Origin of the sequence: Variovorax paradoxus, assembly GCF_902712855.1 — a bacterium.
Taxonomy (GTDB): domain Bacteria; phylum Pseudomonadota; class Gammaproteobacteria; order Burkholderiales; family Burkholderiaceae_C; genus Variovorax; species Variovorax paradoxus_Q.
Window position 1 is genome coordinate 563,537 of record NZ_LR743508.1, and the last position, 26,742, is coordinate 590,278.

Sequence of the window (26,742 nt, forward strand, 5' to 3'; positions counted from 1 at the left end):
AGAGTGAACCTCAGAAAATCTGCCAACAGTCTGGTTGTTCGCCTGCTCGCGATGGGCCTGCTGATGGCGATCTTCGGCACCGCCGTCAGCTACATCCAGCTCAGCCGCTTCCTGCGGCAGGACCTGACCCAGTCGGTCGCGACCCAGCAGAAGGCGCTGGCCGACTACGTCGCCCGCGACGTCGACAACTACCTCGTCGAACGGCTGTCGTTCCTGCAGCGCCTGGCCCATGCGCTGCCCCCGGAACTCCTTGCGCAACCCGCGGCACTGCACGCCTGGCTGGCCGAACGCAACGCGCTGAGCCAGGCCTTCCCGCTCGGGCTGACGGTGGCCGACGCCACCGGCAGGCGGCTCGACGGCGAAGGGCAGCTCGCAGCGGACAGTTCGGAATTCAGCGGCGCCCTCGCCGGCCGCCCGGCCCTCGGCATTCCGCACGAGGCCCCCGTATCGCGGCATTCCGTGCTGCCGATGACCGCCCCGGTGCGCGACGCCTCGGGCCAGGTGGCGGCCGTGCTGGTCGGCACCGCGGACCTCACGGCCGACGGGCTGCTCGACCACCTGCAGGCCGGGCGCGTGGGCCAGGCCGGCGGCATCCTCGTGATCTCGCCGCGCGACCGTCTCTTCGTGGCCTCCACCGACGTGTCGATGTCGCTGACCCCGACCCCGCCGGAAGGCGTCAACCTGCTGCACGACCGCGCCATGGCGGGCTACCGCGGCAGCGGCACGACGCGCAACGCCAAGGGCATCGACGAGATCTCCGCCATCGCCTCGGTGCCGACCAGCGGCTGGTTCGTGGTCGCGCGGCTGCCGGTGTCGGAAGCGCTGGCGCCGGTGGGACGCATGCAGACCTTCATCCTGCAGCAGCGCGCGCCCGCGGTCACCGCGGTGCTGATCGTGATCGGGTTCATCATGGCCTGGCTGCTGCGGCCCTTGCTGCGCGCCGCCAACCAGGCCGACCGCATGACCCGCGGCGAACTCGAACTGGCGCCGCTGCGCGTGGTGCGCGACGACGAGATCGGCCACCTCACGCAGGCCTTCAACCGGCTGCTGGCCAAGCTGGTCGACAACCAGGCGGCACTGGCGCGCATGGCCCACCACGACAGCCTGACCGGCCTGCCCAACCGCAAGCTGCTCGACGACCGGCTGCAGCAGGCGCTGGTGCGCGCCAAGCGGCACGGCCACCAGGTCGCGGTGCTCTACCTCGACCTCGACGGCTTCAAGGCGCTCAACGACACGCTCGGCCACGAGGCCGGCGACGAGGCACTGGAAGAAGTCGCGCGTCGCCTGCTGGGCCTGGTGCGCCAGACCGACACCGTGGCACGCATCGGCGGCGACGAGTTCGTGCTGCTGGCCGCCGACTTCGAGGACTCCGCCGAACGCGCCGCCGCGATCCTGGCGCAACGCTGCGTCGACGCGATCGCGTCGCCTCTGCGGCTGAGGGGTTCCGAGACCGTCATGGGTGTGTCGATCGGCATCGCCGTGGGCTGCGGAGACGAAACGCCGCAGGACCTGCTGTCCGCGGCGGACAGGGCGATGTACCAGGCGAAGCAGCGCGGACGCAGGAGCCACGTGGTGGCGAACGCTCCGCGCGTCGCGGTTCAGGGCGCGTCGAGGCTTTCGACGGGGTAGCCGATTTCGTCGAGGTCGTCCGCCAGCGCGGCCAGGTCGACATCGGGATTGAGGCGCCGTACCAGCGCCGGCGCGAGCGGCCGGTGCGCGTAGATCGCGGCGACGTCGTCCGGTTCGAGATCGCGTTCGTGATAGCTGCCGGCAAAGGCCACGTAGCGCGCCGGTTGTCCGTCGAGGATTTCCAGCAGCCCGGCCGCGTCGTCGCCGGCCGCCGATTCAGCGGCGCCACTCGACCAGCGCGTGTCGTCCTCGAGGCGCCAGATGCAGAAGGTGCTCTCGTGCGCAGTGAAGGCCGGCTCGTGCAGCAGGTTGTCGTGGAACGCGGACGGCAGGCGCCCGAAGACCGCGGCCGCCGGGGCACCCTGCACCCGGCCGTGCAATGCGGCGCCTGCGGCGCAGAAGAGCGCGAACCAGCGATCGCCCGAGCCGTTGCGCATCGAGGCCATCATCTCGCCGTCTGCCCACGACCGGTTGAACGAGTAGTACCGGTACTCCCATTCCGGCGACAGGATGGCATCGAGCGTCGCCAGCGATTGCGCGAGGCGGCGCAGGCCATCGATGTCCGGAAGTGCGGTCAGGTTTCGTGTGGAGAGGGTCATGTCTTTCGGGAACGGCGGCGATGCATGGAGCCGTGATGGTATGCGGCGGGGAGCACCACCGGAATCCGTAGAAATGAAGGATTCGCGCAAATCAGGAGTGTGCCGGGCGACATGCTGGAGGAGAATCTTTTGCATACCGAGGCAATACACCAACAAGCGCCATGACACTCGACGAACTCTTTGCCCATGACGAGTCGCTGCCCACCGTTCCGAGGGTGGTGTCCGACCTGATGGAGATGCTGCGCGACGAGGACGTTTCCTTCGCGGACATCGCGCACCGCATCGAGCTCGACCAGGTGCTTGCGGCCAGGGTGCTGCAGATGGTGAACTCGCCGTTCTTCGGACTCCAGCGCAAGATCTCCTCGATCCAGGGCGCGATCCTGATGCTCGGCCACTCGGCGATGCGCTCGTTCGTGGTGAGCTCGGGCCTGCCGGCCGCCTTCAGGAAGGTGCACGGCGTCGACCTGCCGGCCTTCTGGGCACACAGCCTGCGCGTCGCATCGGTCGCGAGATACCTCGCATCCAGGACGCGGCGCGTCGACCCCAACCTGGCTTTCACCGCAGGCAGCATGCATGCCATCGGGCACCTGGTCATGGCTCAGGCGATGCCCGCGCGGATGGCCGCGCTGAACGACGACCACCCCTTCGACGCGCTCGGGCGTGCGCAACTCGAGCAGGTCGAGTTCGGCTATCACTACGGCGACGTGAGCGCGTCGCTGGCACAGCGCTGGGATTTCGCCCCGGACCTGATCGGCGGGCTCGCGAGCTTCGTGAGCCCGGTCAGGTCGGAGCGCGTCAATGCGCTCGGTGGCATCCTTCACCTGGCCGTGTGGCGCGTGGCGCTGGAGTGCCAGGGCGCGAACCTGAGCGACGTCGGCGGCTTCTGGCCGAGCCAGTCGGCCATGGCCGCGGGCCTCGCCGAGCACGTGGTCCAGGACATGCCGGCGCCGCGCGTGCTCGCCGCCGACCTGGAACTGATGATCGCCTGAGCGCGCCCGGCCGGCGGCTCACGCGTCCTGCGGCGGCACGCTCAGGCGCGGCTCCCAGTCTTCCACGCGCCTTGCGGCCACCCGCCTGGCGAAGGTGTCGCGCCAGCGCTGCGCCAACGCAGGCAGTTCGGCGGCGCGCTCCCATTCGGGCGCAAAGCGCTCGTCGCGAGCGAACAGCAAGGCGATGAGGCGCGACAAAGGCCAGTCGGGATGCGGCCGCTCGACCCGCACCGCCTGCGCGCCGCTGCGCACCCAGCCGGGTTCGAGCGTGCGGTAGTACCAGCCGGTGCAGCCGCGCGCCTGCATCTCGCGCGCCATGCCGGTCTCGCCGAAGCGCACGTCGAGCTTCCAGCAGGGCTGGCGGCCCTGGGACACCTGCACCAGCGCTTCGCCGAGGCGCACCACGTCGCCGATGCACACATTCGATTCGTCCCAGCCGGTGGTCGACACGTTCTCGCCGAAGGCGCCGGGGCTCGCGAGCAGGTCGGCGCGCCGGCTCCAGGACGCCCAGCCCGCGTAGTGCTCGCGCGGGTAGTGGTGCACCGCCTTCTCCACGCCGCCGTGGATGCGCAGGTCGGCCTGCGAGTCTCCGTCCAGGCCGGTGGCCGACAGCCACCGCGCGTCGTGGGCCGGCAACTTGTGGATGCCGCTGCGCGAGCGGCCGTCGGGCAGCAGGGCCACCGGCCCGACGAGCAGCGCGTCGATGGTGAGGGCTTCGCGCGTCATTCGGGGCCCTCGACGGCAAGGTGCAGCATGAGGATGCATGGCATGTTCAGGCTCCGCCCGCGCGGCAACCGTCGTCGTCGCAACCCTCCGGGCCGGCGGCTTCCGCTTCGGCCGAAGGGCGCGTGACCAGCGTCGTGGGCGCGTCCTCGGCAGCCAGCTGGCCGATGGCCGCGCCGAGCGCCATGTCGTCGATCACGCCGAAGCGGCTCAGCCGGATGCGGCCCTGCCTGTCGATGAGCACGACGCTCGGCGTGCCCTGCAGCTGGTACTCGCGCATCGTGGCCGGAATGCTGCCCTGCGCGGGCGTATCGATGCCGATCGGGAAGACGTAGCGGTACTCGCGCACGAACGCCTCGAGCGCCGCGGGCGTCATGACGTCGTGGTGCTCGAACACGGTGTGCAGGCCGATCACCGCGACGTCCTTCTCGGCGAAAAGCTGGCGCGTCTTCTTGGCCTGCGGCAGGCCGTGCGTGACGCAGGCCGGGCACAGCATCTGGAACGCGTGCATCACCACCACGCGGCCGCGCAGCGACTCGAGCGTGAGGGCCGTGTCGGTGTTGAGCCATCGCGAGACCTGCAGCGCGGGGGCTTCGGGAAAGTGATTGGGCATGACTGGAAAGCTCCGACTTGAAGGCAACGCCGGCAAGCGCGCATGGCACGCTTGCCGGGAGATTCTTACCGACCGATCCTCACGCCGCGGCGCGCAGCCTGACCGACGGGAAGTCGACTGGCACGTCGAAGGCCACGTTCACATAGTTGGTGAACAGGTTCAGTGCGACGTGCGCCAGGATCTCGACGATGTGCTGGTCGTCGAAGCCCACGTCGCGCAACGCCCGCACGTCCGCTTCGCCGATCTGGCCGCGGTCTTCGACGAGCTTGAGCGCGAAGCGCAAGGCCGCGGCGGTCCTGGGGTCGGACGATTCGCCCGCCTGCGCGGCCGCCATGTCGGCGGCGGACACCCCGGCCTTGCGGCCCAGCGCGGTGTGCGCGGCCAGGCAGTAGTTGCAGGCGTTGCGGTCGGCCACGGCTACCGCGATCTGCTCGCCGAGCTGCGCGGGAATGACGCCGCCGCCCAGCGCGCCGAAGGAGCCCCACATGCTCCTGAGCGCGGCCGGCGAGTTGGCGACGGCGCGGAACATGTTGGGCGTGGCGCCGAACGCGCCGTGGATCTGCGACAGCAGCGCCTGGGCTTCTCCGGTGGCTTCGGCCTGGCTGACGAGGGGAATGCGGGACATGGTGTGTTCCTTTGAAATGAAGTGGTGAAGGAAGTGTCTTCGCGCTGGCCGTATGATTTGGCTCGTTTTGTCCAGAAAACATACCTTTTCGTCCAATGACCTCAGCCACCGCCCTGCCACCGATCGACAGGCTCTCATCGCTGCTCGAGCGCTTCCAGGTGCGCGCCCACCTGTTCCACAGCGGTCCCCTGTGCGGCACCACGCACTTCGCGGCGAAGCCGGGACGCGGCTTCCTGCATGTGCTGCGACGCGGGGAAATGGTCGTCACCCATTCGGCGCGTGCCGGCGTGCCGCGCAAGGTGGTGGTGAAGGAACCGACCCTGCTGTTCTATCCGCGGCCGCTGTCCCACGACTTCCACAACGCGCCCGTCGAAGGCTCCGACTTCGTCTGCGCCACGCTCGACTTCGACGGCGGCGAGGCGCACCCTCTTGCGCGTGCGCTGCCGCCGCTCGTGCGCCTTCCGCTGCATGCGGTGGAAGGCCTCGAGCAGTCGCTGGGGCTGCTGTTCGCCGAGACCACGCGGGTGCTGTGCGGCCACCGCCTGCTGGCGGACCGGCTGTTCGAGGTCGTGCTGATCCAGCTGCTGCGCTGGCTGCTCGATCATCCGCACGAAAGCGGCCTGCCGCCCGGCCTGCTGACCGGCCTGGGCGACCCGCAGCTCGCGCGCGTGCTGGTTGCCATGCACGAGCGGCCGGGCGAGCCCTGGTCGCTCGAGCAGATGGCGAGCGAGGCCGGGCTGTCGCGCAGCGCATTCGCGCAGCGCTTCAAGGCCGTGGTCGACGCCACGCCCGCGGACTACCTTGCGAACTGGCGGCTCACCATCGCGCAGGCGGAACTGCGCAACGGCGCGTCGGTGAAGACGATCGCCGACGCGCTCGGGTACGCCAACGCGTCGGCGCTGTCGCGGCTCTTCACGCAGAAGGTCGGCGTGTCGCCGCGCGAGTGGCTGGCCGCGCGCGAGTGAGCGGTTCAGAGTTCGACCGTGACGCCATTGCGCTCGAGCACGGCGAGCAGCTTCGGAATGTCGGGCGGGCCTGGGGGAATCTCGTGGTCCATGTCGGTGAACATCCGGGTGGCCAGCGCGCCCTCCCCGGTGATCTCGAGCATCTGGCCGCCGCCCTGGCCGTACTGGAAGCCGTGCACCGTGCCGCGCGGCACGTGCACCAGCGTGCCCGGGCGGCACATGTGCAGGCGGCCCTCGCAGAAGAACGATATCTCGCCGCCGAGCACGTAGAAGGCCTCGTCCCAGTCGTGGCTGTGCGGCGGCGGGCCCGTGCCCTCGTCGCCCCGCTGGAAGGTCACGCCGAAACTCCGAGTGACGGCGTTCGAGGCCAGCACCGTGACCTGCGTGCCGACCACATTCAGAGGCGCATCGCGCCGCTCTGGCGTGAGGACAAAGTACGGCATCGTCATCTTCCGTGCCCCAGGGTGGGGAGCGCGATTCTGCGCGCCGGGACCGGGCGGTACAAGGCACCTCACTTCGGGTGACCGCCATGCACAATCTGTCGCATGTCTTCCCAGAGCCTCCGGAACCTCCGGGGCCTTCATTAGCCGGCCCATGCTGCGAATCCACGAACTGAAAAGCCGCCTGCGCGAAGCCGGCGCGGGCCCCGGCCACGAGCAGCGCATCCTGCGCCTGTGGTCGCATGCGCTGCCGCGCAACAGCGGCAGGCGCCTACCGCACAGCTTCTTTCCCGCGTCGCTGATGGACGCGCTGCCCGCCATCGAGGCCGAGCTGGCCGGACTGGCGCGCATCCACGCGGTGCATCCGGGCGCGGACGGTTCCGAACGGCTGCTGGTGGCCCTTGCCGATGGCCAGACCGTCGAAAGCGTGCTGCTGCCGCGCGACGGCCTGTGCGTCTCTTCGCAGGTGGGCTGCGCCGTGGGCTGCCAGTTCTGCATGACGGGGCGCGAAGGCCTGCTGCGCCAGGTGGGCAGCGCCGAGATCATTGCCCAGGTCGCGCTCGCGCGCACCCGCCGTCCGGTGCGCAAGGTGGTGTTCATGGGCATGGGCGAACCGGCCCACAACCTGGACAACGTGCTCGAGGCGATCGACCTGCTCGGCACGGTCGGCAACGTCGGCCACAAGAACCTGGTGTTCTCCACCGTGGGCGACCCGCGCGTGTTCGACAGGCTGCTGCAGGAGCGCGTGAAGCCCGCCTTGGCGCTGTCGCTGCACACCACCAGGGCCGAGCTGCGCAGGACGCTGCTGCCGCGCGCCCCCGGCATGACGCCCGAGGAAGTGGTTGCCGCCGGCGAACGCTATGCGCGCGCCACGGGTTACCCCATCCAGTACCAGTGGACGCTGCTGGAGGGCGTGAACGACGGGCCGGACGAGATCGACGGTCTCGTGCGGTTGCTCGGCGGCAAGTACGGCGTGCTGAACATGATCCCGTTCAACGCGGTGGACGGCGTGGCATTCAGCCGGCCGTCGTGGGAGCGCTGCAGGGAGATCGCGCGCGTGCTGCACGAGCGCGGCATCCTGACCAAGCTGCGCAATTCCGCGGGCCAGGACGTCGACGGCGGTTGCGGCCAGCTGCGGGCGCGCGCGGCCGAGGTGCAGGTGCGCGCCGACGTGAAGCCTGTCGGGTTCGTGCGGCGCCTGGCCGGGAACACGCCCTAGGCACTCAGGCCGGCATGTCGGTGCGCGGCAGCCGCAGGTGCTTCTTCAGCGTCTCGAACACCTGCCGGGTGACCGGGTTCACCACGTGGCTGCGCACGTAGAGGTAGTAGGCCAGGTCGGGCAGCCGCGGCATGCCGTCGCCGGCGCCCAGCACCCGCAGGCCGGCGTCGAGCTGCTCCACGCCGCGCGCGGTCACGCCGAGCCCCGCGCGCAGCGCGGCCTTGATGCCGATCAGGCTCGACGAGGTGTAGCGCGGTGTCCAGGCCACGCCAGCGGTGTCGAGCGCCTCGTGGCCGATGCGCCGGAAGATGCTCGGGCCGTCGGCCATGATGAGCGGCACCGGCTTGGCCGGGTCGTGCACGTAGCTCGCGGCGCACAGCCACACGGTGGGCGAGTTGCGCAGCACCACGCCCTCGAACTGCGACTGCGCGTCGGCGCGGTTGGAAATGATCATGTCGACCTCGCCGCTCTTGAGCGAGGTCATCAGGTAGGGACTGCGGCCGATGTGGATGTCGAGCTGCAGCAGCGGCGAGGTTCGCGCCACCTCGGTCAGCAGCAGCGGCAGCATGGTCTCGGCCACGTCGTGCGGCGCGCCGATGCGCAGGTTGCCCTCGAGCTGACCCTGGCGCAGGCTGCGCAGGGCCTCGTCGTTGAGCGCGAGCATGTGGTGGGCGTAGGTGAGCAGGCGTTCGCCGTGCTCCGTGAGGCGCTTCTGCCGGCCCTGCTTGGCGAACAGCGGATGGCCGATCTGCTCCTCGAGCCGCTGCATCTGCTGCGTCACGGCCGACTGCGTGCGCCCCAGGTGCACCGCGGCCGCGGCAAAGCTCTGGAGGCTGACGACGGCCGCGAAGGAGCGCAGCAATTCAAGATCGAGCGTGGGCATACATTAATTTTATTGATGTGTTTCCTGCGCCAGCTGGATTGTGGCGTCACGCGGCGGTCACTACAGTGAATGCACACGAAGAGCCAACCCCACTGGAGAAATGCATGAGCACCACGTCCGATCAACGCCAGCAGGCCGTGACCACGTCCATCGATGCAATGAAGAAAGCCATCGCCGGCGCTGAACCGAACCGCGCCGCGCTCGGCACGGTGCTCGGCGCACTGCAGGACCTGGCGGCACACACCGAGTACTGGGGTGCCGCCGACTTCCCGCCGCCCGAGGCCGGCGAGCACCAGGCCCGTTACCTGATCGCCGAGGACGCGGACCAGAGCTACGCGCTCTACCTGAACGTGATGCGCCCCGGCAAGAAGATCGTGCCGCACAACCACACCACCTGGGCCTGCATCGCGGCGGTGGAAGGCACCGAGCACAACCGCGTCTACGAGCGCACCGACGACGGCTCGGTGCCGGGCCGGGGAACGCTGAAGCAGACCGAGCTGGTGGTCGTGGCGCCCGGCAAGGGCATCGCGCTGATGCCCGAGGACATCCACTCGGTCGAGATACAGGGCGACCAGGTGATCCGCCACCTGCACATGTACGGCCGCGCGCTCGAGACGCTGAACCAGCGCACCGCCTACGACCTCGCGGCCGGCACGTACCAGACCATGGGCATCGGCGTGCAGACGCGCCGCTAGGGCGCCTCTTCCTCCGACTTCGTCTTTCTTCATGCGGGCCGCGACAGCGGCTTCGCAGGACCCCGTTCGTCCCAACGACCTGTTCTTTCCCATGACCTCCTTCATCGACCCGAAGACCCTCAAGACCTGGCTGCACGACGGCTCGGAGATCGCGCTGCTCGACGTGCGCGAGCACGGCCAGTACGGCGAGGCGCACCTGTTCTACGGCATCCCGCTGCCCTTCAGCCGGCTGGAGATCGATGCGCCGCGCCTGGTGCCGCGGCGCAGCGTGCGCGTGGCGCTGTACGACGAAGGCGAAGGCGGCGTGGCCGAGCGCGCCGCGGCGCGGCTCGCGGCGCTGGGCTATACCGACGTTCACGTGCTGGCCGGCGGCGCCCCGGCCTGGAAGGCCGCGGGCTACGTGCTCTTCGCGGGCGTGAACCTGCCCTCGAAGACCTTCGGCGAACTGGCCGAGGAGGTCTATCACACGCCCCGTGTCAGCGCCGACGAGCTGGCCGGCATGCTGGCGCGCAACGACAAGGTGGTGGTGCTCGACGGCCGCCCGGTCAGCGAGTTCCACAAGATGAACATCCCCGGCGCCACCTGCTGCCCCAACGGCGAGCTGGCCTACCGTGTGCGCCGGCTGGTGCCCGACACCGCCACGCCGATCGTCATCAACTGCGCGGGGCGCACGCGCAGCATCATCGGCGCGCAGACGCTCATCAACCTCGGCCTGCCCAACCCGGTGTATGCGCTGGAGAACGGCACGCAGGGCTGGTACCTGAACGACCACGTGCTGGAGCACGGCGGCACGCACCGCTATGCCGACGACAGCGGCAACACCGACCTGCGCCCCGCCGCGAATGCGCTGGCCGCGCGCTTCGACGTGCCGACGGTGACGGCGCAGGCCGTGCAGCAATGGGTCGCCGATGCGGGCCGCAGCCTCTTCCTGTGCGACGTGCGCACGCCGGAGGAATTCGCGGCCGGCAGCCTGCCGGGCGCACAGCACACGCCGGGCGGGCAGCTGATGCAGGCGGGCGACCAGTACTTCGGCGTGCGCGGCGCGCGGCTCGTGCTGTTCGACGACGACGGCGTGCGCGCGCCCACCGTGGCGAGCTGGCTGCGGCAGATGGGGCACGACGCGAGCGTGCTCGAGGGCGGCCTCGCGAGCGGTTTGTCGCTGGCACCCGCCCCGGCGCCCGCCGCACCGCCGCTTGCCACCATCGATGCGCAGGCGCTCGCCACGCGGCTCGAGAAGAACGACGTGGCGCTGATCGACCTGCGCGGCAGCATGCAGTTCCGCGCCGGCCACATTCCGCAGGCGCGCTGGTCGATCCGCCCGCGCCTGGCGGCCGACACGAAGAACGAGACGCGCCAGCTGGTGCTGGTCGCCGACGACGCCGCGCTCGCGGCGTGGAGCGCGGCCTCCGAACTCGAGGGCGCTGCCGCACCGCTGCTGCTGCAGGGCGGCATGGCCGCCTGGCGCGCCGCCGGCCTGCCGGTGGAAGCCACGCCCGCACTGCCGGCCGACAGCGACTGCATCGACTACCTGTTCTTCGTGCACGACCGCCACGACGGCAACAAGGACGCCGCGCGCCGCTACCTCGCATGGGAGACCGGCCTTGTCGCGCAGCTCGATGCGCAGGAGAAGGCGGCGTTCCGCCTGCCCTCTTCCCCCGCCGGGTCGCACGCCTGACCCCGCTCCCGATCCGCTTTCTGTTGTTCGTCCCTGTCCGTTCCTATCCCAGGAGTCCTGCCATGTCGTCTGCCAGTCGCATCACACCGCTCGTTCGCTTCGCCGTCGCCGCCACCTGGCTCGCGGCGCTGGTCATGCACCCCGCCACGGCCGAGCCGCTGGCACCGCGCAACGGCTTCCCGTCGCAGACGATCAAGTTCATCTCGCCGTTCCCGCCCGGCGGCGGCAACGACGCGACCGCTCGGCTCGTGACCACGCGGCTGCCGGAAATCATCGGCCAGGCCGCGGTGGTCGACAACCGCGGCGGCGCGGGCGGCAACATCGGCGCCAAGGCGGTGGCCGACGCCAAGGCCGACGGCTACACCGTGCTCACCTCGCAGGTGTCGATCATGGCGGTGAACCCCACGCTGTATGCCTCCGCGGGCTTCGACCCGGTGAAGAACTTCGTGCCGATCACGCAGATCAATGCCGCGCCGCTCGCGCTCGTGGTGGACGCCAATTCGGCGCTGAAGAGCTTCGCCGACCTGGCGGCCAAGGCCAAGGCGAGCCCCGGCAAGGTGACCTACGCGACGCCGGGCAACGGCACGCTGTCGCACCTGGTCGGCGTGGTGCTGGCGAAGGACAACCACATCGACATGACCCACGTGCCCTACAAGGGCGCCGGCCCCGCGCTGACCGACCTGCTCGGTGGCCAGGTCGACGTGCTGGTGACCTCCACCGCGTCGGTGGCCGGGCTGGTGCAGAACGGCAAGCTGCGCGTGCTCGCCGTGACCAGCCCGCGCCGCATCGGCGTGTTCGCCAAGGCGCCCACGCTCGAGGAGCTCGGGTATGCCGGCGCGCGCTTCGAGGACTGGTACGGCTTCTTCGCGCCGGCCGGCACGCCGCCCGAACGCGTGGCCTACCTGAACGAGGCGATCGTGCGCACGCTGCACCTGCCCGAAGTGGCCAAGCTCGTCACCGACGGCGGCAGCGAAGTGGTGGCCAACACGCCCGAGGCCTTCGCGGCGCAGCTTCGCCAGGACATCGACCGCTGGTCGCGCATCGTCAAGCTGTCGGGCGCGCGCGCCGACTGACCAATTCGAGCAACATAGCGGCCCGACGTCTTCCTGCCCCGCATCACCATGTCCGATTCGCACACCGTTCCCGCAGACCTGGCATCCGACACCCGCCTCACGCGCACCGGCAAGAACCCCTCGCATGCCGGCGGCTCGCCCGTGAACACGCCGCTGGTGCGCGCGAGCACGGTGCTGTTCGACAGCGTGGGCGCCATGCGGGACGCGCGGGCGCGGCGCGACGACGAGCGCGTCTTCAGCTACGGTGCGCGCGGCACGCCCACCACCTTCGCGCTCGAGGATGCGGTGAGCGAACTCGAGGGCGCCTACCGCACGCGGCTCTTTCCCACAGGGCTGGCCGCCATCGGCATGGTGCTGCTGTCGTACCTGAAGCCGGGCGACCATGTGCTGATGTCGGACAGCGTGTACGAGCCCACGCGCAACCTCGTGCATTCGTTCCTCGAGCCTTACGGCATCCGCAGCAGTTTCTTTGCGGCGGACGGCAGCGGCATCGAGGCGCTGTTCGAGCCCTCCACGCGGCTGGTGTATGCGGAGTGCCCCGGCTCGCTCGTCTACGAGATGTGCGACCTGCCGAAGCTCGCCGCGCTCGCGCATGCGCGCGGCGCGCTGCTCGCGGCCGACAACACCTGGGGTTCGGGCCTGCAGTACAGGCCGCTCGCGCTGGGCGCGGACATTTCGACGATGGCCGCCACCAAGTACCTGTCGGGACACTCGGACGTGATGATGGGCACCGTGGCCACCACCGAGGCCGCGTGGCGGCCGCTCAACGAGCGCTGCGATGCGTTCGGCATGACCGTGAGCCCCGACGACGCATGGCTGGTGCTGCGCGGCATCCGCACGCTGTCGGCACGGCTGCAGATGCACGAGCGGCATGCGCTCGAGGTGGCGCACTGGCTCGAGCGGCGGCCCGAGGTGGCCACCGTGTTCTGCCCGGCGCTGCCGCAACACCCCGGCCACGACCTCTGGAAGCGCGACTGCAAGGGCACCAACGGTCTGCTGTCGATCGAGCTGCAGCCCGGCATCGCCAACGCGGCCGTCGAGCGCTTCGTCGATGCGCTCACCCTGTTCGGCCGGGGCTCCTCATGGGGCGGCTACGAAAGCCTGGTCGCGTGGACCAACATGCGCGCCGCGCGCAGCGTGACCGACTGGAGCGGACGCGGCGCCGTCGTGCGCCTGCACATCGGGCTGGAGGCGCCGGCCGACCTCATGGCGGACCTGGCGCAGGGGTTCGCTGCAATGGCCGCCGACGATTAGCCGTCGCCGGACAGGCACCGGGCGAGAAAAGTCGAAGCGCCCATGACCCGCGAGGGCCATGGGCGCTTTTTTCTCGCCTGCTTTCTTCGCTTGCTGCCGGTCTCCGAAAAAAGCGAAAAGCGCGCCTACCAGCGGACCTTCAGGCCCACGCTCGCATCGACGCTGCTCTTCGTGCGCACGCCGCTGCCCGCGCCCCACAGCTTGCCGACTTCGGCGTACAGGCTCACGCTGTCGGTCACCTGCAGCGTGGCGCCGGCCGCGAGTTCGGTGCTGGTGCCGCCGGTGCGCGTGGCGATGTCGGTGAAGCCGGCCGGGCCGACGAAGCGGGTGACGTCGGTGCCGCTGCTGCTGCGGTAGACGTTGGCGCGAACGTAGGGCTGCAGCAGGCCCGCGCCGGTGGCGATCTCGCCCTTGATCCGCACGCCGGCGCGCGCCAGCCAGCCGTCGTGGCTGTCCTGCTGCACCAGGGCGCCGGGGATGCTGGTGTTGTCCAGCTTCACGCGCTGGTGCACCAATTGAACCTGCGGCTCGATGCTCCAGCCCTCGGCGATGGGGAACGACTGGCCCACCTCGATGGACGCCAGCAGGCTGTCGCCCTTTCCGCCGCTGCCGAAGTTCAGCGTGGGCGACACGCTGTAGCGGTGGCGTCCGCCCTGCAGCACGCCGTCCACGTACAGGCCGCTGTCGTTCTTCCACGTGGCGTAGGCGCCGACGTACTCGTTGCGCAGGTCGGTCGAGCCGACGCCGAAGTTCGCGAGGCCGCTGGCAAAGCCGTTCACGCGCATGTCGCCGTCGAGCTTGCCGACGTACACGCCGACGCGCCAGTTGGGGTCGGCCCACAGGTCGGTGCCGGCCTGGAAGCCGGTGAGGCGGCCCTTGCTCGTGGGGCTGACGGTGCCGCCCTGCGAGATGGTGCGCTCGGTGCTGATGACGCGGCCCCAGGCCTGGCGATAGCCCTGTTCTGGGCTCGCGGTGTTGGCGCCCGACGCGCCGTCGTCGCCCACGCGCTGGTGCAGGTTCGACAGCATCGACAGGTTGGCCTGGCGCAGCTGCTCGGGCAGCGCCGCGTACAGCGGCACTTCGGAACGGTACGTCGGCACGACGATGCCGCCGCCCGTGCTCGTGCCTGCGCCGCCCGTACCGCCGGTGCCGCCGGTGCCTCCCGTTCCACCCGTGCCGCCGCCGGTCGGCGGTGTCACCGTGGCCGTGGAGCGCAGGTACCAGTTCTCGCCGGCACCGCTGGCATCGGCCGCGTACAGGCGGTATTCGTAGGCGCCGGCATCGACATGGCCGCCGGCCAGGGCGAACGCGCTCTTCGTGGTCTGCGCCGTGGTGGTCGCGCCGCCGATGGCGCTGATCAGCTCGATGCCGTTGCCGGTGGTCAGTGCGCCGAGGCCGCCGAGATTGGTGACCTGTACGTTGGTCGTGCCACTGGCGATGGCGGTGGCGCCGCTGAGCACCAGCCGGTCGGTCGCGCTGGCGCTGGTGCCGAGCGCAGTGCCCAGGCGCAGCGTGCCGCCGTTGCCGACCCACGGTCCGGTGACGGTGAGCGTGGTGCCGGGCACGGTGCCCACCAGCGAGACGGTGCCGCTGTTGGCCATCGACGCGATGGTCTGGCTGTTGCCGGCCAGGTCGAGCGTGGCGCCCGACGCGACCGTGTAGGCACTGGCGCTGCTGAAGGTGTTGGCCGCGCCGGCGCGCAAGGTGCCCGCCGCGACGTTGGTGGCGCCGGTGTAGGTGTTGGCACCGCTCAGCGTGAGCACGCCGGTGCCGGCCTTGGCGAGGTTGCCGGCGCCCGAGATCGGGCCCGTCCAGGCCAGGCTGTTGGCGCCGGTGTCGACGGTGGCGTTGCCGCCGAGCAGCAGGGCGTTGCTGACGCTCAGGCCGTCGGAGCCGGCAATCACGCTGGCCGTGGCGCCCGCGTCGATGGCCACGGCGCCGGTCATGGCCGAGCCGGTGTTCAGCGTGAGGCTGTTGGTGCCGCCGGTGAACCGCACGGCCGCTGCCTGGGTCGCGCCGTCGCCGCCGAGGCCGCCGTTGATGGTGCCGCCGTTGGTCAGCGCGATGTTGGCGCCCGACACGCCCGCGCCGCCGACGCCGTTGGCGCCCACGGCGCCGCCGCTGCTGTTGGCGCCGCCTGCACCGCCCGCGCCACCGGAGATCGTGCCGGTGTTGACGACGGTCGCGCCGGCGCCGGTCGACGACAGGCCGATGCCGCCATCGCCACCCGCGCCCGGCGAACCCGTGCCGCCTGCGCCGCCACCGGCCGCGCCACCCGCGCCGCCGGCACCGCCCGCGATCGCGCCGGTGTTGTTCACGGTGACTGCGCTGCCGGCCAGCGTGACGCCCACACCGCCGCCGCCGCCGCCACCGCCCGCGCTGTTGGCGCGTACCGGGGCCAGCTCGGCACCGCCAGCGCCACCCGCGCCGCCGGTGATGGCGCCGGTGTTGGTGAAGACGATGCCGGCCGTCGTGGCGTTCAGGTAGAAGCCGCCACCGCCGCCGCCGCCGCCGCCGGCCTGCGAGGCCGCGTCGCCGCCCTTGCCGCCCACGCCGCCGGTCGAGGCCCGATGCGGTGTAGCTGCCGAGCGGGGCATCGAGGATCGAGCCGTAGCCGCCGGCACCGCCGCCGCCCGCGGCCCAGTAGCCGTTGCCACCCGCGCCGCCGGCACCGCCCGTGTAGTTGTCGGCGGACGAACCGACGTTGTTCGCGATCGACGCGCCCTGGAAGCCGCCGCCACCGCCACCGCCGTAGCCGTCGCCGGCACCCATGCCGCCGGTCTGTGCCTGGCCCGCGCCGCCGTCCTGGCCCTGGAACGCGCCCGGTCCCACCGGGATGCTGACGGCGCCCGCCGCGCCGCCGGTGCCGGGCGTCGCGGCCGAAGCCGGCCGTGCTGGCGCTGCCGCCCGCGGTCACGCCCGCGGGCGTCGACAACCGCCGGCACCGCCGAAGGCGTTGATGGTGGTGTCGTTCAGGCCGCCGGCGCCGCCGGTGCCGTCACTGCCGCCGGCCCCGCACCCAGCGTGGTCTCGCCGACGGGCACGCCGCCCGCGCCGCCCGCCGCCATCACGGGCGCTGCGCACGAGCAGTGCCGCCGCGGCCGCGGCGCGCGCTGCGCGTGCCCGACGACCGGGCATGGCCGCGCGAGGTTTCAGGCGTGGCCACCCAGGTGCCGAGGGTGGGATTCCAGAGGGTTCGGAAGATCTTGTTCATGGCTTCAACTTGGTCCTTCGTTACCTGATCGGGCAGGCGCCCGCGTGCGGCAGCAATGGCTTGCACCTCCCCACGCCCTTCGATTTCGAATTTGCAAGTCAAAAATGTAAGTACGCGTAGCAGCCCGGCATATGCCCGGTTCCGGGTACCCCTCTGCCCGAATATTCCGGCTGTGTGACAGGCGTGTACGTCGCGTCGAAGCGCCTCCCCACCCGGCATACCCTGAACTGCGTCAAAAAGTAACCAATGTTTCTTGATGAATGGGGGGCTACCCAGCGCCGCGGCAAATGCCCTGCCGGGATTGCAGAGGTCATGTCCGGTCAGTCCCGGCGCATCCCGCGCATCCCGCACAGCCAGCCCGCGCCGGCATCGACGCTGCGGCACACGATCGCGGCCACCAGCCCCGTCACTGCGAGCATGGCTACGGAGTGAACGCCAACCGCGGCCATTGCGAGCAGCAGGGCGCCGGAAGCAGTGATGTCCCGCGCAGCGGACGCCTCGCCCATGCAGAGCGGGACGAGTGCCGGCACCAGCATCAGGCCGGCCCCGTGGGCGGTGGACATCATGAAAGACCAGAGCGCGAGCCCCGCATGCCCGGCCGGGCTCGGCGACCGGCCTGGCGCGGTGCGGCGCCGGAAGACGTGCAAGGCGACCACCGCAGCAAGCAATGCACCGGCCACGACCTGGAGCATCACCCGGCCCATCGACACCCCGAGCACGACCACCCCGGCGACGAGACCGACCGACGCCGCATGCCCGAGCCCGATGGGCATCAGCGCCCGAAGTGCCTGGGCCCGGTCGCGCGAGCCCACGCCCCATGCGGCCGCGAACATCCAGCCGGTGGCGGGGTTCAGCCCATGCAGCGCTCCGGCACCGGCGACCGCAAGCCATGGCCAGAGGCCTGACATGGCATCGCGTGCGTCAGCGGTGCGCGCCACCGCAGCATGCCGAGGACGACGGTGCAGCAGAGGCAGAAACGGGTGCCGGCGCCGGCGCGTAGCGGTCGTGATGCCGCACCCATTCCATCTTGTGCGGCACGTCGCGTTCGCTGCGGCCCTCGGGCGCGAGGTCCATCAGCTGGTAGGCGCCCATCATCACTTCCACGCCGCGCCCGTAGGTCGAGTAGGTGTGGAAGACCTCGCCTGCATCGCTGCGGAAGAACACGCTGACGCCCGGCGCCTCCTCGGAAGGGAACGGGCGCTTTCCGTAGTTGTAGTCGACCGCACCGCTCGCCACTTCCTGCGGGGTGAAGCTCACGCCGAAGTCATGGTTGAAGTCGCTGCCATGCGAGGACACCCAGTCGAACTTCCAGCCCATGCGCTCGCGAAAACGCAGCAGTTCGGGCAGGGGCGCGCGCGAGACGGCAACGAAGCCGATGCCGCGGTCCGCCAGGTGCACCGTCATCCCGTCGACGTGGTCCGCCATGTACGAACAGCTCGGGCAACCCTGGCCCCAGCCCGGCCCGAACATGAAGTGCTGCACCACCAGCTGGCGGTGGCCGCCGAACAGCTCGGCCAGCGTGCGGCTGCCCTGCGGCGTATCGAAGGCGTAGCGCTTGCCGACGCGCTCCCAGGGCAGCGCGCGCCGCTCGCGGGCGAGCTGGTCGTGCAGGCGCATCAGTTCCTTCTCGCGCGCCAGCAGGACGAGCCGTTCGGCCACCCATTGCTCGGGCGGTACGACGGGATGATTCACGGGGCCTGTTTCGGTCACGGCGTTGTTCATGGCGGGGTACTCCTTGCGGACTTCGGACATGTATGAGGTGTGTGGAGTTGTGAGCGCTCAGGCGCGCGCGGCCTTCGGCCGGCGCACGGCGCGCACCTTGCCGCTGCCGCCACCGCCGCAATAGAACAGGCCGGCCCCGTCCGACTCGAGCCCGTTCACGCCGGTGCCACCGGGCATCTCGAGCCGCTCGAGCACGGCGCCGCTTTGCGGGTCGATGCGGCGGATGTCGCTTTCGTCGCCCTCCCAGGTGGCGTGCCAGAGTTCGCCGTCGACCCAGGTCACGCCGGTGACGAAGCGGTTCGACTCGATGGTTCGCACCACCGCGCCGGTCGTCGGGTCGACCTGGTGGATCTTGCGGTCGCGGTACTCGCCCACCCACAGGCTGCCCTCCGCCCAGGTGAGCCCCGAATCGCTGCCATGGCCCGGCGCCGGGATCGACGCCACCACGCCGCCCGTGGCCGGATCGATCTTGTCGATGCGCGAATCGGCGATCTGGTAGAGGTGCTTGCCGTCGAACGCGGTGCCGGCGTCGCAGGTGACGTCGAGCGAGCGCGTGGGCTCGCCGCTGTCCGGATCGAAAGCGACCAGTTGCGCGCCCAGTGCGGCCCACACACGCCGGCCGTCGTGGGTCACGCCGTTCACCTTGTCGCCGCCGGGAAACGGGCCGTACTCGCGCACGATGTCCGCGGCCTGCACACGGACCTGGGGGCGGGCCTTGACTGTCTTGCTGTTCATCGTTGACTCCTTGTGCGCGCCGTGGATCGGCGCCCTGGAGACAACTCTATTCAATCGGCAGTGCGGCGGGGAGTAACAAGATCGTCGTGAATCCGGCCAGCGGCGGCGCAAGCCAGCGGCGCGCGCGCGTCTGTCCGATGGACCGCACACGGCCGTCGGCTTCGAGTTCGGCGAGCGCGCGCTGCACCGTGCGCTGGCTCGCATTCAGCGCCAGGGCGAGCGCCGAGGTCGACCAGGCCGCGCCGTCGGACAGCAAGGCCACCAGCGCGCCCTGCTCGCCGTCGAGCGGCGGCGCCAGCACCGCCACCGCGCGGTCGCCGTGCGGCGTCAACGCGAAGCCGCGCGGCGTGGCCTCGATCCGCGCCATGCCCTTCACCAGCGCACGCAGCCGCCCGATCTCGACGCGCAGCCGCGCGCGGTGCGTCTCGTCGGGGCGCTGCGTGCGGAACGCGCCGGCGATCAGCGCTTCGCGGTCGATGTCGCCCGGCCACGCCTCGGCGAGCAGGCGCGCCAGCGCGAACAGCACCGGCCGGCGCACCAGCGGCTGCCAGGGGGCGTCGACACCGGGGCCGGGCCCGATCCTGCGGCGGCAGGCGTCGACGACCAGGGTGCCGGACGCGAGCAGCGCGGCGACGTCGCCGAGGCGCAGCACCTGCTCGGCGCCACCCGAAAGCCGCCGCGCGGCGGGGCGCTCGATGGCCGCGCGGGCTTCGGCCACCTCGGCCAGCAATGCCGGCACGCGCGCGCGTTCGGCGGCCTCGTGGGCCCGCGCGAGCGCCGCGTGTGCGGTGCCGATGCGCAGCGACCGCAATGCCAGCTCCGCCGCACTGAGCTCGGCCACCGCCGCGAGCGAAGGCGCCAGGCCACGCGTGTCGAGCAGCGCCAATGCGGCTTCCGCATCGTCGAGCCGGCCGAGCAGCAACAGCTTTCGCGCCGCGATCAGCCGCGCCTGCAGCGCATTGGCACGGTCGGCGCGCGCCTCGAGCGTGGCCGCCGCCGCGGCCAGCGCGCGGGGCGAGCCGCCGAGGTCGCGCATCGCGAGCGCCACTTCGGCCTCGGCGACCACGCAACGCGCACGAAACAGCTCCTCGTGCGCGCCGAAGCCGCTCGCAGCGCGCTTGAGCAGTTCGCGCGCACGCGGATGCTCGCCGAGCTGCGCCATCGCGATGCCGCGCAGCGCCAGCGCCGGTGGATCGTCTCGCAAGGCCACGCGCTTGAGCGCGCCGAGCGCGTCGCCGCCGGCAAGCGCGCGGGCGGAGGCGGCGATCAGCGAATCCATGTCGTCGGTTGCGCTGCGCTCAGGGCTGCACGGCGATCAGCGGTTCGAGCTGCGCGCGCAGCCGCCGCACCGCCACCTCGTGGCGCAGCGTCTGGGCACCGCGCCCGTAGGTGCCGGCCTTGCGGATGAGCCGCAGCTGCTCGCGCTGCAGCCGCGTCTTCAGCCGGCGCGCGCGCCAGCCGAAGGTCCAGCCGATCTCGCGGCGCACCTTGTAGCGCTGCATCGGCGCGCCAAGGCGCACCCATTCGTCGTCCTGGATCAGTTCGCGCTCGGGCACGAAGTAGGCGGCCAGCGCATGCAGGTAGGTGCCGTTTTCGCGCGCGGCCATGCGCCAGAAGAGGCCGGCCGCGATCAGCACCGGAATGCCCTTCACCATCAGCAGCACCGCCATCTCGCCGTACCCGCCGTCGAACAGGTCTTCCAGGAATGGCGAGTTCCACACGAAGTGCATCGCCCACGCCAGCGCGAAGCACAGGAAGGCCACGCCGATGCGCGCCGGCAGCCGCTTCTCGGGATGCAGCAGGAACCAGGCGATGCCGAAGGATGCGATCGTGGTGTAGGCGGCATGGCTCCAGAGCCCGCTCAGCAGGCCGCGCGTCAGCAGGTTGATGAACACCGGCGCCACCTGGTTCTCGAGCGGGAAGTGCATCGACGCGTTGACCGTGTGGACGAGGTTCTCGGTCACCTGGAAGCCCAGTCCAGTCATGGCGCCGACGATCAGCACCGACAGGTAGGTCTGGAACTGGTTGCGCGCCACCAGCACCAGCAGGACCACGCCCGCGAGCTTCAGGAATTCCTCGGTGATCGGCCCCGCCACCGCCGGCCCCCACACCGCCACGAACTCGGGCGACACCAGCTTGGCGCACAGGCTCTGGATGGCGATGTTGGCCGGCGCCGAGAAATACACCGCGCCCATGCCGCCCCATGCGAAGGCCAGCACGAAGGCCTCGGGCGGGTGCTGTTCGAGCAGGTCGAGCGTGCGGAACACCTGCACGAACACCAGCGTGTAGACGCCCCACACCACCAGCCCCAGCAGCGCGGTGACGGGCACCACGCGCACGCCCATGAAGAACAGGTGCAGCGTGTAGAACAGGCCGTTGACGATCAGTGCCGCCAGCACCCAGAACGCCGCGCGGCGCGGCTGGAAGAACGAATCGGTGCCGACCGGCCAGGGCGACGCATCCTTCTCGAAGATCGGCTGGTTCATTGCGGCGCCTCCAGGTCCATCGAGTCGAGCATGGCGCGGGCGTCTTCCAGCGCCTCGTCGAGCCCGTCGTCGGCGCCGTAGGCGTCGACCTGCACGACCGACTTGCGCTGCAGGTCGACCACCTGCCAGAAGCGACCCGCCAGCTTCGATCCGTAGTAGGCGAAGGTCTTGCCCTGCAGGCCCCAGGAGGTGACGAAATCGGACACGTCGCCCTCGATGCTCAGGCCCTGGCCGCGCTCCATGAGGCGCTGCTGCCGCAGCATCGGTCCGTCGGGTCCGCCCGCCCACTGGCCGACGGTCACCAGGAACTTGTGGCTGCCCTTGAACAGCATCAGCGACTGGCCGGCCCGCGAGCGCGACACGTCCATCTCCCATCCGTCGACGGGCACGAAACGGGCCTGCCCGACCGCCACCGTGTCGCCCTCGGGCAGGGGCCGGCTCGCGGGCGTGTGGCGGTCCCAGAAGATCAGGCCGCCCACGTAGGCTGCAATGGCGAGAAGCACCGCCAGCGCGCCCGGCCAGGTGCGATACGGTATTCGGCGAGACGGCTCATGCATCCTTTGATCGTGCCATACGGATGCGAAAAGCCGGACGCCGCGGGCGCCCGGCGCGGTGCCTCGCGCCTCAGTCGCCGTCGCGCGCGGCGAGGCGCTCCACCTCGCGGTCGAGGGCGTCGTACTGCGCGTCGCAGAAGAGCTCGCAGAGGCGGTCGACCTCGCCGCGGCTGCGCGCGTCCGCCACCGTCGCGTCCTGCTCCAGCTTGCCCTTGCCGAAGAAGCCCTTGCGCATGCGCATGGCCACCGACTGCAGCTGGTAGCCGCCGGTGCGGTCCGCGCCCAGTGCGGTGACCCACAGCTGGCGCTGGTCGGCGTCGTTGAGCAGCACCAGCGCGGGCAGCGGGCCCTCCTGGTCCTCGTCCCAGGCCTTGTGCTGCTCGGCCCAGGGGAAGGCGTCGATGGCGGCCATGAAGGCGACGAGACTGGTCTCGCCCTGCGGGTCTGTCTGCTGGTGGTCGTAGCCGACTTTCTGGATCGCGTAGGTCAACATGGTGGCGGGAGCCTTTCGAGTGAAGGAGGCCGCCATTCTGTGGTGCATCGCGGCCAGCCGCCGCGCGGCGCGTGACTACACTGCCCCGGATGCGCCCTTCTCCTACGCCGCCTGCAGACCCCGCGCGAGACCGCCTCGCCTGCATCTTCCGGCACGGCGACGCCCTGCGCAGCCGCAGCGTGAGCGGCGTGGTGCTGGCCGCCACGCTCGACATCCCGGCGCCGCCCGCGCGGCTCGCGGCGGACTGGCAAAGGGAGGTCGCGTCGCTCGCGCTGGAACCCGGCGACGTCGAGCCGCTGCCGCTGGCGCGCGCGCGGATGCGCTGGCCCGACTACAGGCTGTGCGTGCAGGCCATGGCCGACTGGACTTCCGCGCAAGGGTTTCCCGGCCTGCTGGCCACCTGCGACATCGCCCTCATGGCATGCCGCGGCGCGCGCTACCACCACGACGGCGCGCAGTACGGCGGCGCTGCCTTCTGCAACCTGTTCGTCAGCGACGACCGCGGTCTCGACGTGATCTTTCCACACGCAGGCCATCGCATCCCGTTGACGCGCGGCACGGCGCTGGTCTTCGACACCGGCCAGCCGCATGCCGTGGTACGCCGCGGCGGCACCGGCTTCGATGCCGCCGACTTCCCGCCGGACGACGACTGCGCCCAGCTCTTCCTGACGTGGGAGCTGCCCATCGAGGACCCGCGCATCGCAGGCGCGCTGGGCATCGCGTTCGATGTCGATCCGCAGGCCGCGCTGCGGCTGGACGAAGAACAGGTGCTGGTGAACGGCGCGCCGGCCGTGCTGTGTCCGGCCTCCGGCCGCTGGCTTGCGGGCGGCTGACCGGGTCAGCGCCCGCCGGGCATGGCCCGCACGGCGGTGTCGATCGCCTTGTCGAGCAGTTCCAGTCCGAGATCGAGCTCGCTGTCGCTGATGGTCAGCGGCGGCGCGATGCGGAACACGCCGCCCATCGACGGCAGCTTGACGATGTTCATGCTCAGCCCGAGCTTCATGCACTCGCGGGTGATGGCCTCGCCGAGCTGCGAAGCCGGTTCGCGCGTCTTGCGGTCGGTGACCAGCTCCAGCCCCATCAGCAGGCCGCGCCCGCGCACGTCGCCGATGCATTCGTGCCGCGACCGCAGCCGCTGCAGCCCCTGCGCGAGCCGCTCGCCGGCGATGCGCGCGCGCTCGACGAGCCCGTCGCGCTCGACCACTTCGAGCACCTTCAGGCCGACCGCTGCCGGCAGCGGATCGGAGACGTGCGTCGTGTAGAACAGGAAGCCGCGCGCGTGGGCCTGTTCTTCGATGGCGGCGGTGGTCACCATCGCGGCCAGCGGCAGGCCCGCGCCCAGCGTCTTGGAGAGCGTGAGGATGTCCGGCGCCACGCCGTCGCGCTGGCACGCGAACATCACGCCGGTGCGGCCGACGCCGGTCTGCGCCTCGTCGACGATCAGCAGCATGCCGCGCTCGCTGCATTTCTGCTTCAGCGCAGCCATGTAGCCCGGCGGAAGTTCCAGGATGCCGCCGCTGCTGAGGATGGGTTCGGCAATGAAGGCGGCCAGCGCGCCGGTCGACTGCCGGTCGATCTGCTCGAAGCCGTCGTCGAGTTCGCGTCGCCAGTCGAGCTCGCCGGAGGGCGTGGTGAAGCGCGGGCGGTAGGCGTTGGGCGCCGGGATGGCCAGCGAGCCGGCGGGCGCCGGGCCGTAGCCCTTGCGTCCCGCGCTGTAGGTGGCCGCAGCGGCACTGCCGGTCATGCCGTGCCACGACTGGGTGAAGGCCACCACCTCGTGGCATCCCGTCACCAGCTTGGCCATGCGCAGTGCGGCCTCGTTCGACTCGGCGCCGGTGCTCAGCAGCAGGCAGCGCTCGAGCCCCGCCGGCGCGTGCCGCGCGATCTGCGCGGCCAGCGACACCACCGGCCTCGACAGCATGCCGCTGAAGAGATGGTCGAGCGTGCGCACGTGCTCCCAAACGACCTCGACGATCTCCGGATGCGCGTGGCCGAGCAGGGCGCTCATCTGCCCCGACGTGAAGTCCAGGATCGCGCGTCCGTCGGCGTCGTAGACGAAACTGCCCTGCGCGCGCTCGATGATCAGCGGCTCGAAGCTGCCGCCGTAGCGCACCAGGTGTTGCCGGGCCTGTGCCCAGAACTGCGGATCGTCGTTCCTGCTCATGTCGATGCTTCCAGACCAAAGTGACCGAAGTGGCGCACATTACGTGTCGCCCCGCGCCGGGGGAAGCGAAATGTTTTGAATTCAGCTATCAGGAGAACTCATGCCGTGAGCCAGTCCCTCGACATCGACCTGCTTCGCAGCTTCGTGGCCATTGCCGAGACGGGCGTGCTCGGCAAGGCCGCGGCCCGCGTCGGGCGCACGCAGTCGGCGCTCAGCATGCAGATGCAGAAGCTCGAAGGCATCGTCGAGCAGCCGCTGCTCTACCGCACCGGGCGCGGCGTCACGCTCACCGCCACCGGCGAGCGGCTGCTGCTGCGCGCCGGGGAGCTGCTGCGCAGGCACGACGAAGCCCTGTCCGAGCTGCGCGGCGAGCAGCTGGCCGGCACGTTGCGCTTCAGCTGCCCCGACGACTACGCCGTCGTCTTCCTGCCCTACCTGCTGCAGGGCTTCGCGAGCCTGCATCCGCACGTACAGGTGGAAGTGATCTGCGCACCCACGCCGCGGCTGCACGAGCTGCTGGCCCGCCGGGCCGTCGACCTGGCGCTGGTGTCGGTGTCGGGACCGGTGTCCGGCAGCCCGGGAAGCGGCGGCACCGAAGTGATCCGGCGCGAACCGCTGGTGTGGGTCGGCCTGCGCGGCGGCACCGCGGCCGCGTGCGAACCCTTGCCGCTGGCGCTCGGCGCGCCCGACGCGCTGGACCACCTGTGGCCGAGGCAGGCGCTGGAGGCCGCGGGACGGGCCTACCGGCTCGCCTATGCAAGCAGCAGCCTCTCGGGCCTGGTCGGCATGGCGCGATCGGGCCAGGCCGTCATCGTTCTCACGCGCACCGCCGTGCCCGACGACCTCGAGATCCTGACGCCGGACCAGGGCTTGCCCGAACTGCCGAGCGTGGGCGTCACCCTCGCATTCGGGCGCAACGAGCCGAGTGCTTTGACGGCCGCCTTCGCGGCGCACGTGAGAAAGGTCCTCCCGACGGCCTGAGTGCCGACCCGCCTTCAGTCCAGACCATAATGGTTGCCAACCAACCATATCGGTAGAATAATGAGGCTGTCCGGCACAAGGCCGGACCGATCGCCCCATCTTCAGGAAGGAAGACACATTGACCACGCCGCCCACCGCCTTCCGGACCTTCCCGGCCTTCTCCGCGTTCGGGCAGCGCCTGATGCGGCTCGTCTTCCTCGGAGTGCTGCTCGGGGTGCTGCTCGGTGCGGTGTTCGGCGCCGTCTACGCGGCCGGCAGGGCGGCGGCGGCGCACATGCCCGAACTGCGCGTGTCGGTCGGCATGGGCCACGGGGTGCTGGCCCCGAAGCTGATCAATTTCGTCGGGGGTTCCTGACGGGCCTCAGTGCCCCAGCGCGTTCATGGCGCACGCGACGATGTCGCCGCGCCATTCGCGCTTCAGGCCCATGCGCGCCGCCAGCATCGCTGTCGCGCCGAGCCCCGAAAAAGCGCTCGTCACGCGAACGATCCGCTCCAGCTTGACCGATTTCAGGTCGATGCCGAGGGCCGCGTACATCATGAGGCCCATCTCGGTGAGTTCGGGATCGACATCCTGCTCGGTGTTGACGAGCTGGTTGGCAAACGCCGACAGCCCCGGCCAGTCGAAGGTCAGGTCGACCGAGGCTTCCACCACGGCGCGGTCGCGCTCGATGCCGACAGGGATTCCCTTGACGCTGGCCAGCAGCGTCTGCGTCTGGCCAAGGCCGATCTTCAGCGCCGCGTCGTAGATCGCCTTCTTGCTCGGATAGTGATGCAGCAGCCCGGCCTTGGAGTAGTTGACGGCATCCGCGATCTGCTGGAGCGACGTGTTCGCGAATCCATGCCTGGCGAACAGCGCGGCCGCACGGTCGATGATTTCTGCGTCTATCTCGGGTTTGGTCGGCCTGGGCATCCGGGCAGTCTAGCGCAGCTTCGACCGTCATGGCCTGTCGCCAAACGGATCGGTCGGTAAAAGCGAATCGCCCGGCACGCTGCCGCACATGTGCCGACAGC

28 protein-coding genes are annotated in these 26,742 nt (G+C 70.7%); 11 read left to right on the forward strand and 17 right to left on the reverse strand.

From position 1 onward, the window contains the following. Positions 1–3: 3 nt before the first annotated feature. Positions 4–1,629, forward strand: coding sequence for a GGDEF domain-containing protein (locus AACL56_RS29145; protein WP_339093488.1), 1,626 nt, complete (start codon positions 4–6; stop codon positions 1,627–1,629). Here AACL56_RS29145 and AACL56_RS29150 read toward each other — a convergent pair. Beyond that, the gene (locus tag AACL56_RS29150; RefSeq protein ID WP_339093489.1) at positions 1,599–2,228 is read right to left on the reverse strand and encodes a hypothetical protein; all 630 of its coding nucleotides are present in this window, start codon (positions 2,226–2,228) and stop codon (positions 1,599–1,601) included. The two genes, AACL56_RS29145 and AACL56_RS29150, sit on opposite strands and share 31 nt — an antisense overlap. Positions 2,229–2,389: 161 nt before the next feature. On the opposite strand from AACL56_RS29150, the gene AACL56_RS29155 reads away from it, so the two are divergent. After that, positions 2,390–3,217, forward strand: coding sequence for an HDOD domain-containing protein (locus AACL56_RS29155; RefSeq protein WP_339093490.1), 828 nt, complete (start codon positions 2,390–2,392; stop codon positions 3,215–3,217). An 18-nt stretch (positions 3,218–3,235) separates the two neighbouring features. Here the strand turns inward: AACL56_RS29155 and AACL56_RS29160 are convergent, their stop codons facing one another. The 3 genes from AACL56_RS29160 to AACL56_RS29170 form a co-directional block, all read right to left on the reverse strand. Beyond that, entirely contained in the window at positions 3,236–3,943 is a 708-nt protein-coding gene (locus tag AACL56_RS29160; RefSeq protein WP_339093491.1) for an MOSC domain-containing protein, read from the reverse strand. Between the two features lie 46 nt (positions 3,944–3,989). Continuing rightward, positions 3,990–4,553: a TlpA disulfide reductase family protein gene (locus tag AACL56_RS29165; RefSeq protein WP_339093492.1), complete on the reverse strand. Its 564-nt coding sequence runs from the start codon at positions 4,551–4,553 to the stop codon at positions 3,990–3,992. A 79-nt stretch (positions 4,554–4,632) separates the two neighbouring features. Further along, positions 4,633–5,178: a carboxymuconolactone decarboxylase family protein gene (locus AACL56_RS29170; protein WP_339093493.1), complete on the reverse strand. Its 546-nt coding sequence runs from the start codon at positions 5,176–5,178 to the stop codon at positions 4,633–4,635. A 95-nt stretch (positions 5,179–5,273) separates the two neighbouring features. Between AACL56_RS29170 and AACL56_RS29175 the strand changes: the two genes are divergently transcribed. Then, the gene (locus tag AACL56_RS29175) at positions 5,274–6,143 is read left to right on the forward strand and encodes an AraC family transcriptional regulator (protein ID WP_339093494.1); all 870 of its coding nucleotides are present in this window, start codon (positions 5,274–5,276) and stop codon (positions 6,141–6,143) included. A gap of 5 nt (positions 6,144–6,148) precedes the next feature. Here AACL56_RS29175 and AACL56_RS29180 read toward each other — a convergent pair whose 3' ends face one another. Beyond that, a complete protein-coding gene (locus AACL56_RS29180) occupies positions 6,149–6,586 on the reverse strand; it encodes a cupin domain-containing protein (RefSeq protein WP_339093495.1) in 438 nt (145 codons plus the stop codon). A 154-nt stretch (positions 6,587–6,740) separates the two neighbouring features. On the opposite strand from AACL56_RS29180, the gene AACL56_RS29185 reads away from it, so the two are divergent. Next, on the forward strand, positions 6,741–7,802 hold the full coding sequence (locus AACL56_RS29185; protein ID WP_339095271.1) for an RNA methyltransferase: 1,062 nt from the start codon (positions 6,741–6,743) through the stop codon (positions 7,800–7,802). Positions 7,803–7,806: 4 nt separating this feature from the next. Here AACL56_RS29185 and AACL56_RS29190 read toward each other — a convergent pair whose 3' ends face one another. Further along, a complete protein-coding gene (locus tag AACL56_RS29190; protein WP_339093496.1) occupies positions 7,807–8,685 on the reverse strand; it encodes a LysR substrate-binding domain-containing protein in 879 nt (292 codons plus the stop codon). Between the two features lie 104 nt (positions 8,686–8,789). Between AACL56_RS29190 and AACL56_RS29195 the strand changes: the two genes are divergently transcribed. From AACL56_RS29195 to metC, 4 genes are all read left to right on the forward strand, one after another. Further along, positions 8,790–9,380 carry a cysteine dioxygenase family protein gene (locus AACL56_RS29195; RefSeq protein WP_339093497.1) on the forward strand — a complete coding sequence of 197 codons (591 nt, stop codon included), beginning with the start codon at positions 8,790–8,792 and terminating at the stop codon, positions 9,378–9,380. A 91-nt stretch (positions 9,381–9,471) separates the two neighbouring features. After that, positions 9,472–11,055, forward strand: a complete 1,584-nt coding sequence (locus tag AACL56_RS29200) for a rhodanese-like domain-containing protein (protein WP_339093498.1) — start codon at positions 9,472–9,474, stop codon at positions 11,053–11,055. Positions 11,056–11,117: 62 nt separating this feature from the next. After that, the gene (locus tag AACL56_RS29205) at positions 11,118–12,128 is read left to right on the forward strand and encodes a Bug family tripartite tricarboxylate transporter substrate binding protein (RefSeq protein ID WP_339093499.1); all 1,011 of its coding nucleotides are present in this window, start codon (positions 11,118–11,120) and stop codon (positions 12,126–12,128) included. Between the two features lie 48 nt (positions 12,129–12,176). Next, the gene (gene metC, locus AACL56_RS29210; RefSeq protein WP_339093500.1) at positions 12,177–13,382 is read left to right on the forward strand and encodes a cystathionine beta-lyase; all 1,206 of its coding nucleotides are present in this window, start codon (positions 12,177–12,179) and stop codon (positions 13,380–13,382) included. Between the two features lie 125 nt (positions 13,383–13,507). On the opposite strand, the gene AACL56_RS29215 is transcribed toward metC, so the two are convergent. The 9 genes from AACL56_RS29215 to AACL56_RS29255 form a co-directional block, all read right to left on the reverse strand. Beyond that, entirely contained in the window at positions 13,508–15,979 is a 2,472-nt protein-coding gene (locus tag AACL56_RS29215) for an autotransporter outer membrane beta-barrel domain-containing protein (RefSeq protein WP_339093501.1), read from the reverse strand. A 470-nt stretch (positions 15,980–16,449) separates the two neighbouring features. Next, positions 16,450–16,596, reverse strand: coding sequence for an ESPR domain-containing protein (locus AACL56_RS29220; RefSeq protein ID WP_339093502.1), 147 nt, complete (start codon positions 16,594–16,596; stop codon positions 16,450–16,452). A gap of 320 nt (positions 16,597–16,916) precedes the next feature. After that, positions 16,917–17,504, reverse strand: a complete 588-nt coding sequence (locus tag AACL56_RS29225; RefSeq protein WP_339093503.1) for a hypothetical protein — start codon at positions 17,502–17,504, stop codon at positions 16,917–16,919. Between the two features lie 13 nt (positions 17,505–17,517). Continuing rightward, positions 17,518–18,318 carry a DUF899 domain-containing protein gene (locus AACL56_RS29230; RefSeq protein ID WP_339095273.1) on the reverse strand — a complete coding sequence of 267 codons (801 nt, stop codon included), beginning with the start codon at positions 18,316–18,318 and terminating at the stop codon, positions 17,518–17,520. Positions 18,319–18,375: 57 nt separating this feature from the next. Then, on the reverse strand, positions 18,376–19,053 hold the full coding sequence (locus AACL56_RS29235) for a hypothetical protein (RefSeq protein ID WP_339093504.1): 678 nt from the start codon (positions 19,051–19,053) through the stop codon (positions 18,376–18,378). Between the two features lie 46 nt (positions 19,054–19,099). Next, positions 19,100–20,332 (reverse strand): helix-turn-helix domain-containing protein, encoded by a 1,233-nt coding sequence (locus AACL56_RS29240; RefSeq protein ID WP_339093505.1) that lies wholly within the window; start codon positions 20,330–20,332, stop codon positions 19,100–19,102. 19 nt (positions 20,333–20,351) lie between these two features. Next, positions 20,352–21,539, reverse strand: a complete 1,188-nt coding sequence (locus tag AACL56_RS29245; RefSeq protein WP_339093506.1) for a PrsW family intramembrane metalloprotease — start codon at positions 21,537–21,539, stop codon at positions 20,352–20,354. Beyond that, positions 21,536–22,096, reverse strand: coding sequence for a hypothetical protein (locus tag AACL56_RS29250; RefSeq protein WP_339093507.1), 561 nt, complete (start codon positions 22,094–22,096; stop codon positions 21,536–21,538). Before AACL56_RS29250 ends, AACL56_RS29245 begins: the two co-directional genes overlap by 4 nt. 67 nt (positions 22,097–22,163) lie before the next feature. Then, positions 22,164–22,586, reverse strand: coding sequence for a hypothetical protein (locus AACL56_RS29255; protein WP_339093508.1), 423 nt, complete (start codon positions 22,584–22,586; stop codon positions 22,164–22,166). Positions 22,587–22,675: 89 nt separating this feature from the next. On the opposite strand from AACL56_RS29255, the gene AACL56_RS29260 reads away from it, so the two are divergent. After that, positions 22,676–23,419, forward strand: a complete 744-nt coding sequence (locus AACL56_RS29260; RefSeq protein ID WP_339093509.1) for a hypothetical protein — start codon at positions 22,676–22,678, stop codon at positions 23,417–23,419. A gap of 5 nt (positions 23,420–23,424) precedes the next feature. Here AACL56_RS29260 and AACL56_RS29265 read toward each other — a convergent pair whose 3' ends face one another. Then, positions 23,425–24,750, reverse strand: coding sequence for an aspartate aminotransferase family protein (locus tag AACL56_RS29265; RefSeq protein WP_339093510.1), 1,326 nt, complete (start codon positions 24,748–24,750; stop codon positions 23,425–23,427). 105 nt (positions 24,751–24,855) lie between these two features. On the opposite strand from AACL56_RS29265, the gene AACL56_RS29270 reads away from it, so the two are divergent. Both AACL56_RS29270 and AACL56_RS29275 read left to right on the forward strand, forming a co-directional pair. Next, positions 24,856–25,731 (forward strand): LysR family transcriptional regulator, encoded by an 876-nt coding sequence (locus tag AACL56_RS29270; RefSeq protein WP_339093511.1) that lies wholly within the window; start codon positions 24,856–24,858, stop codon positions 25,729–25,731. A gap of 118 nt (positions 25,732–25,849) precedes the next feature. Then, positions 25,850–26,086, forward strand: a complete 237-nt coding sequence (locus AACL56_RS29275; protein WP_339093512.1) for a hypothetical protein — start codon at positions 25,850–25,852, stop codon at positions 26,084–26,086. A 6-nt stretch (positions 26,087–26,092) separates the two neighbouring features. On the opposite strand, the gene AACL56_RS29280 is transcribed toward AACL56_RS29275, so the two are convergent. Continuing rightward, positions 26,093–26,641, reverse strand: a complete 549-nt coding sequence (locus AACL56_RS29280; RefSeq protein WP_339093513.1) for a TetR/AcrR family transcriptional regulator — start codon at positions 26,639–26,641, stop codon at positions 26,093–26,095. Positions 26,642–26,742 lie beyond the last annotated feature (101 nt).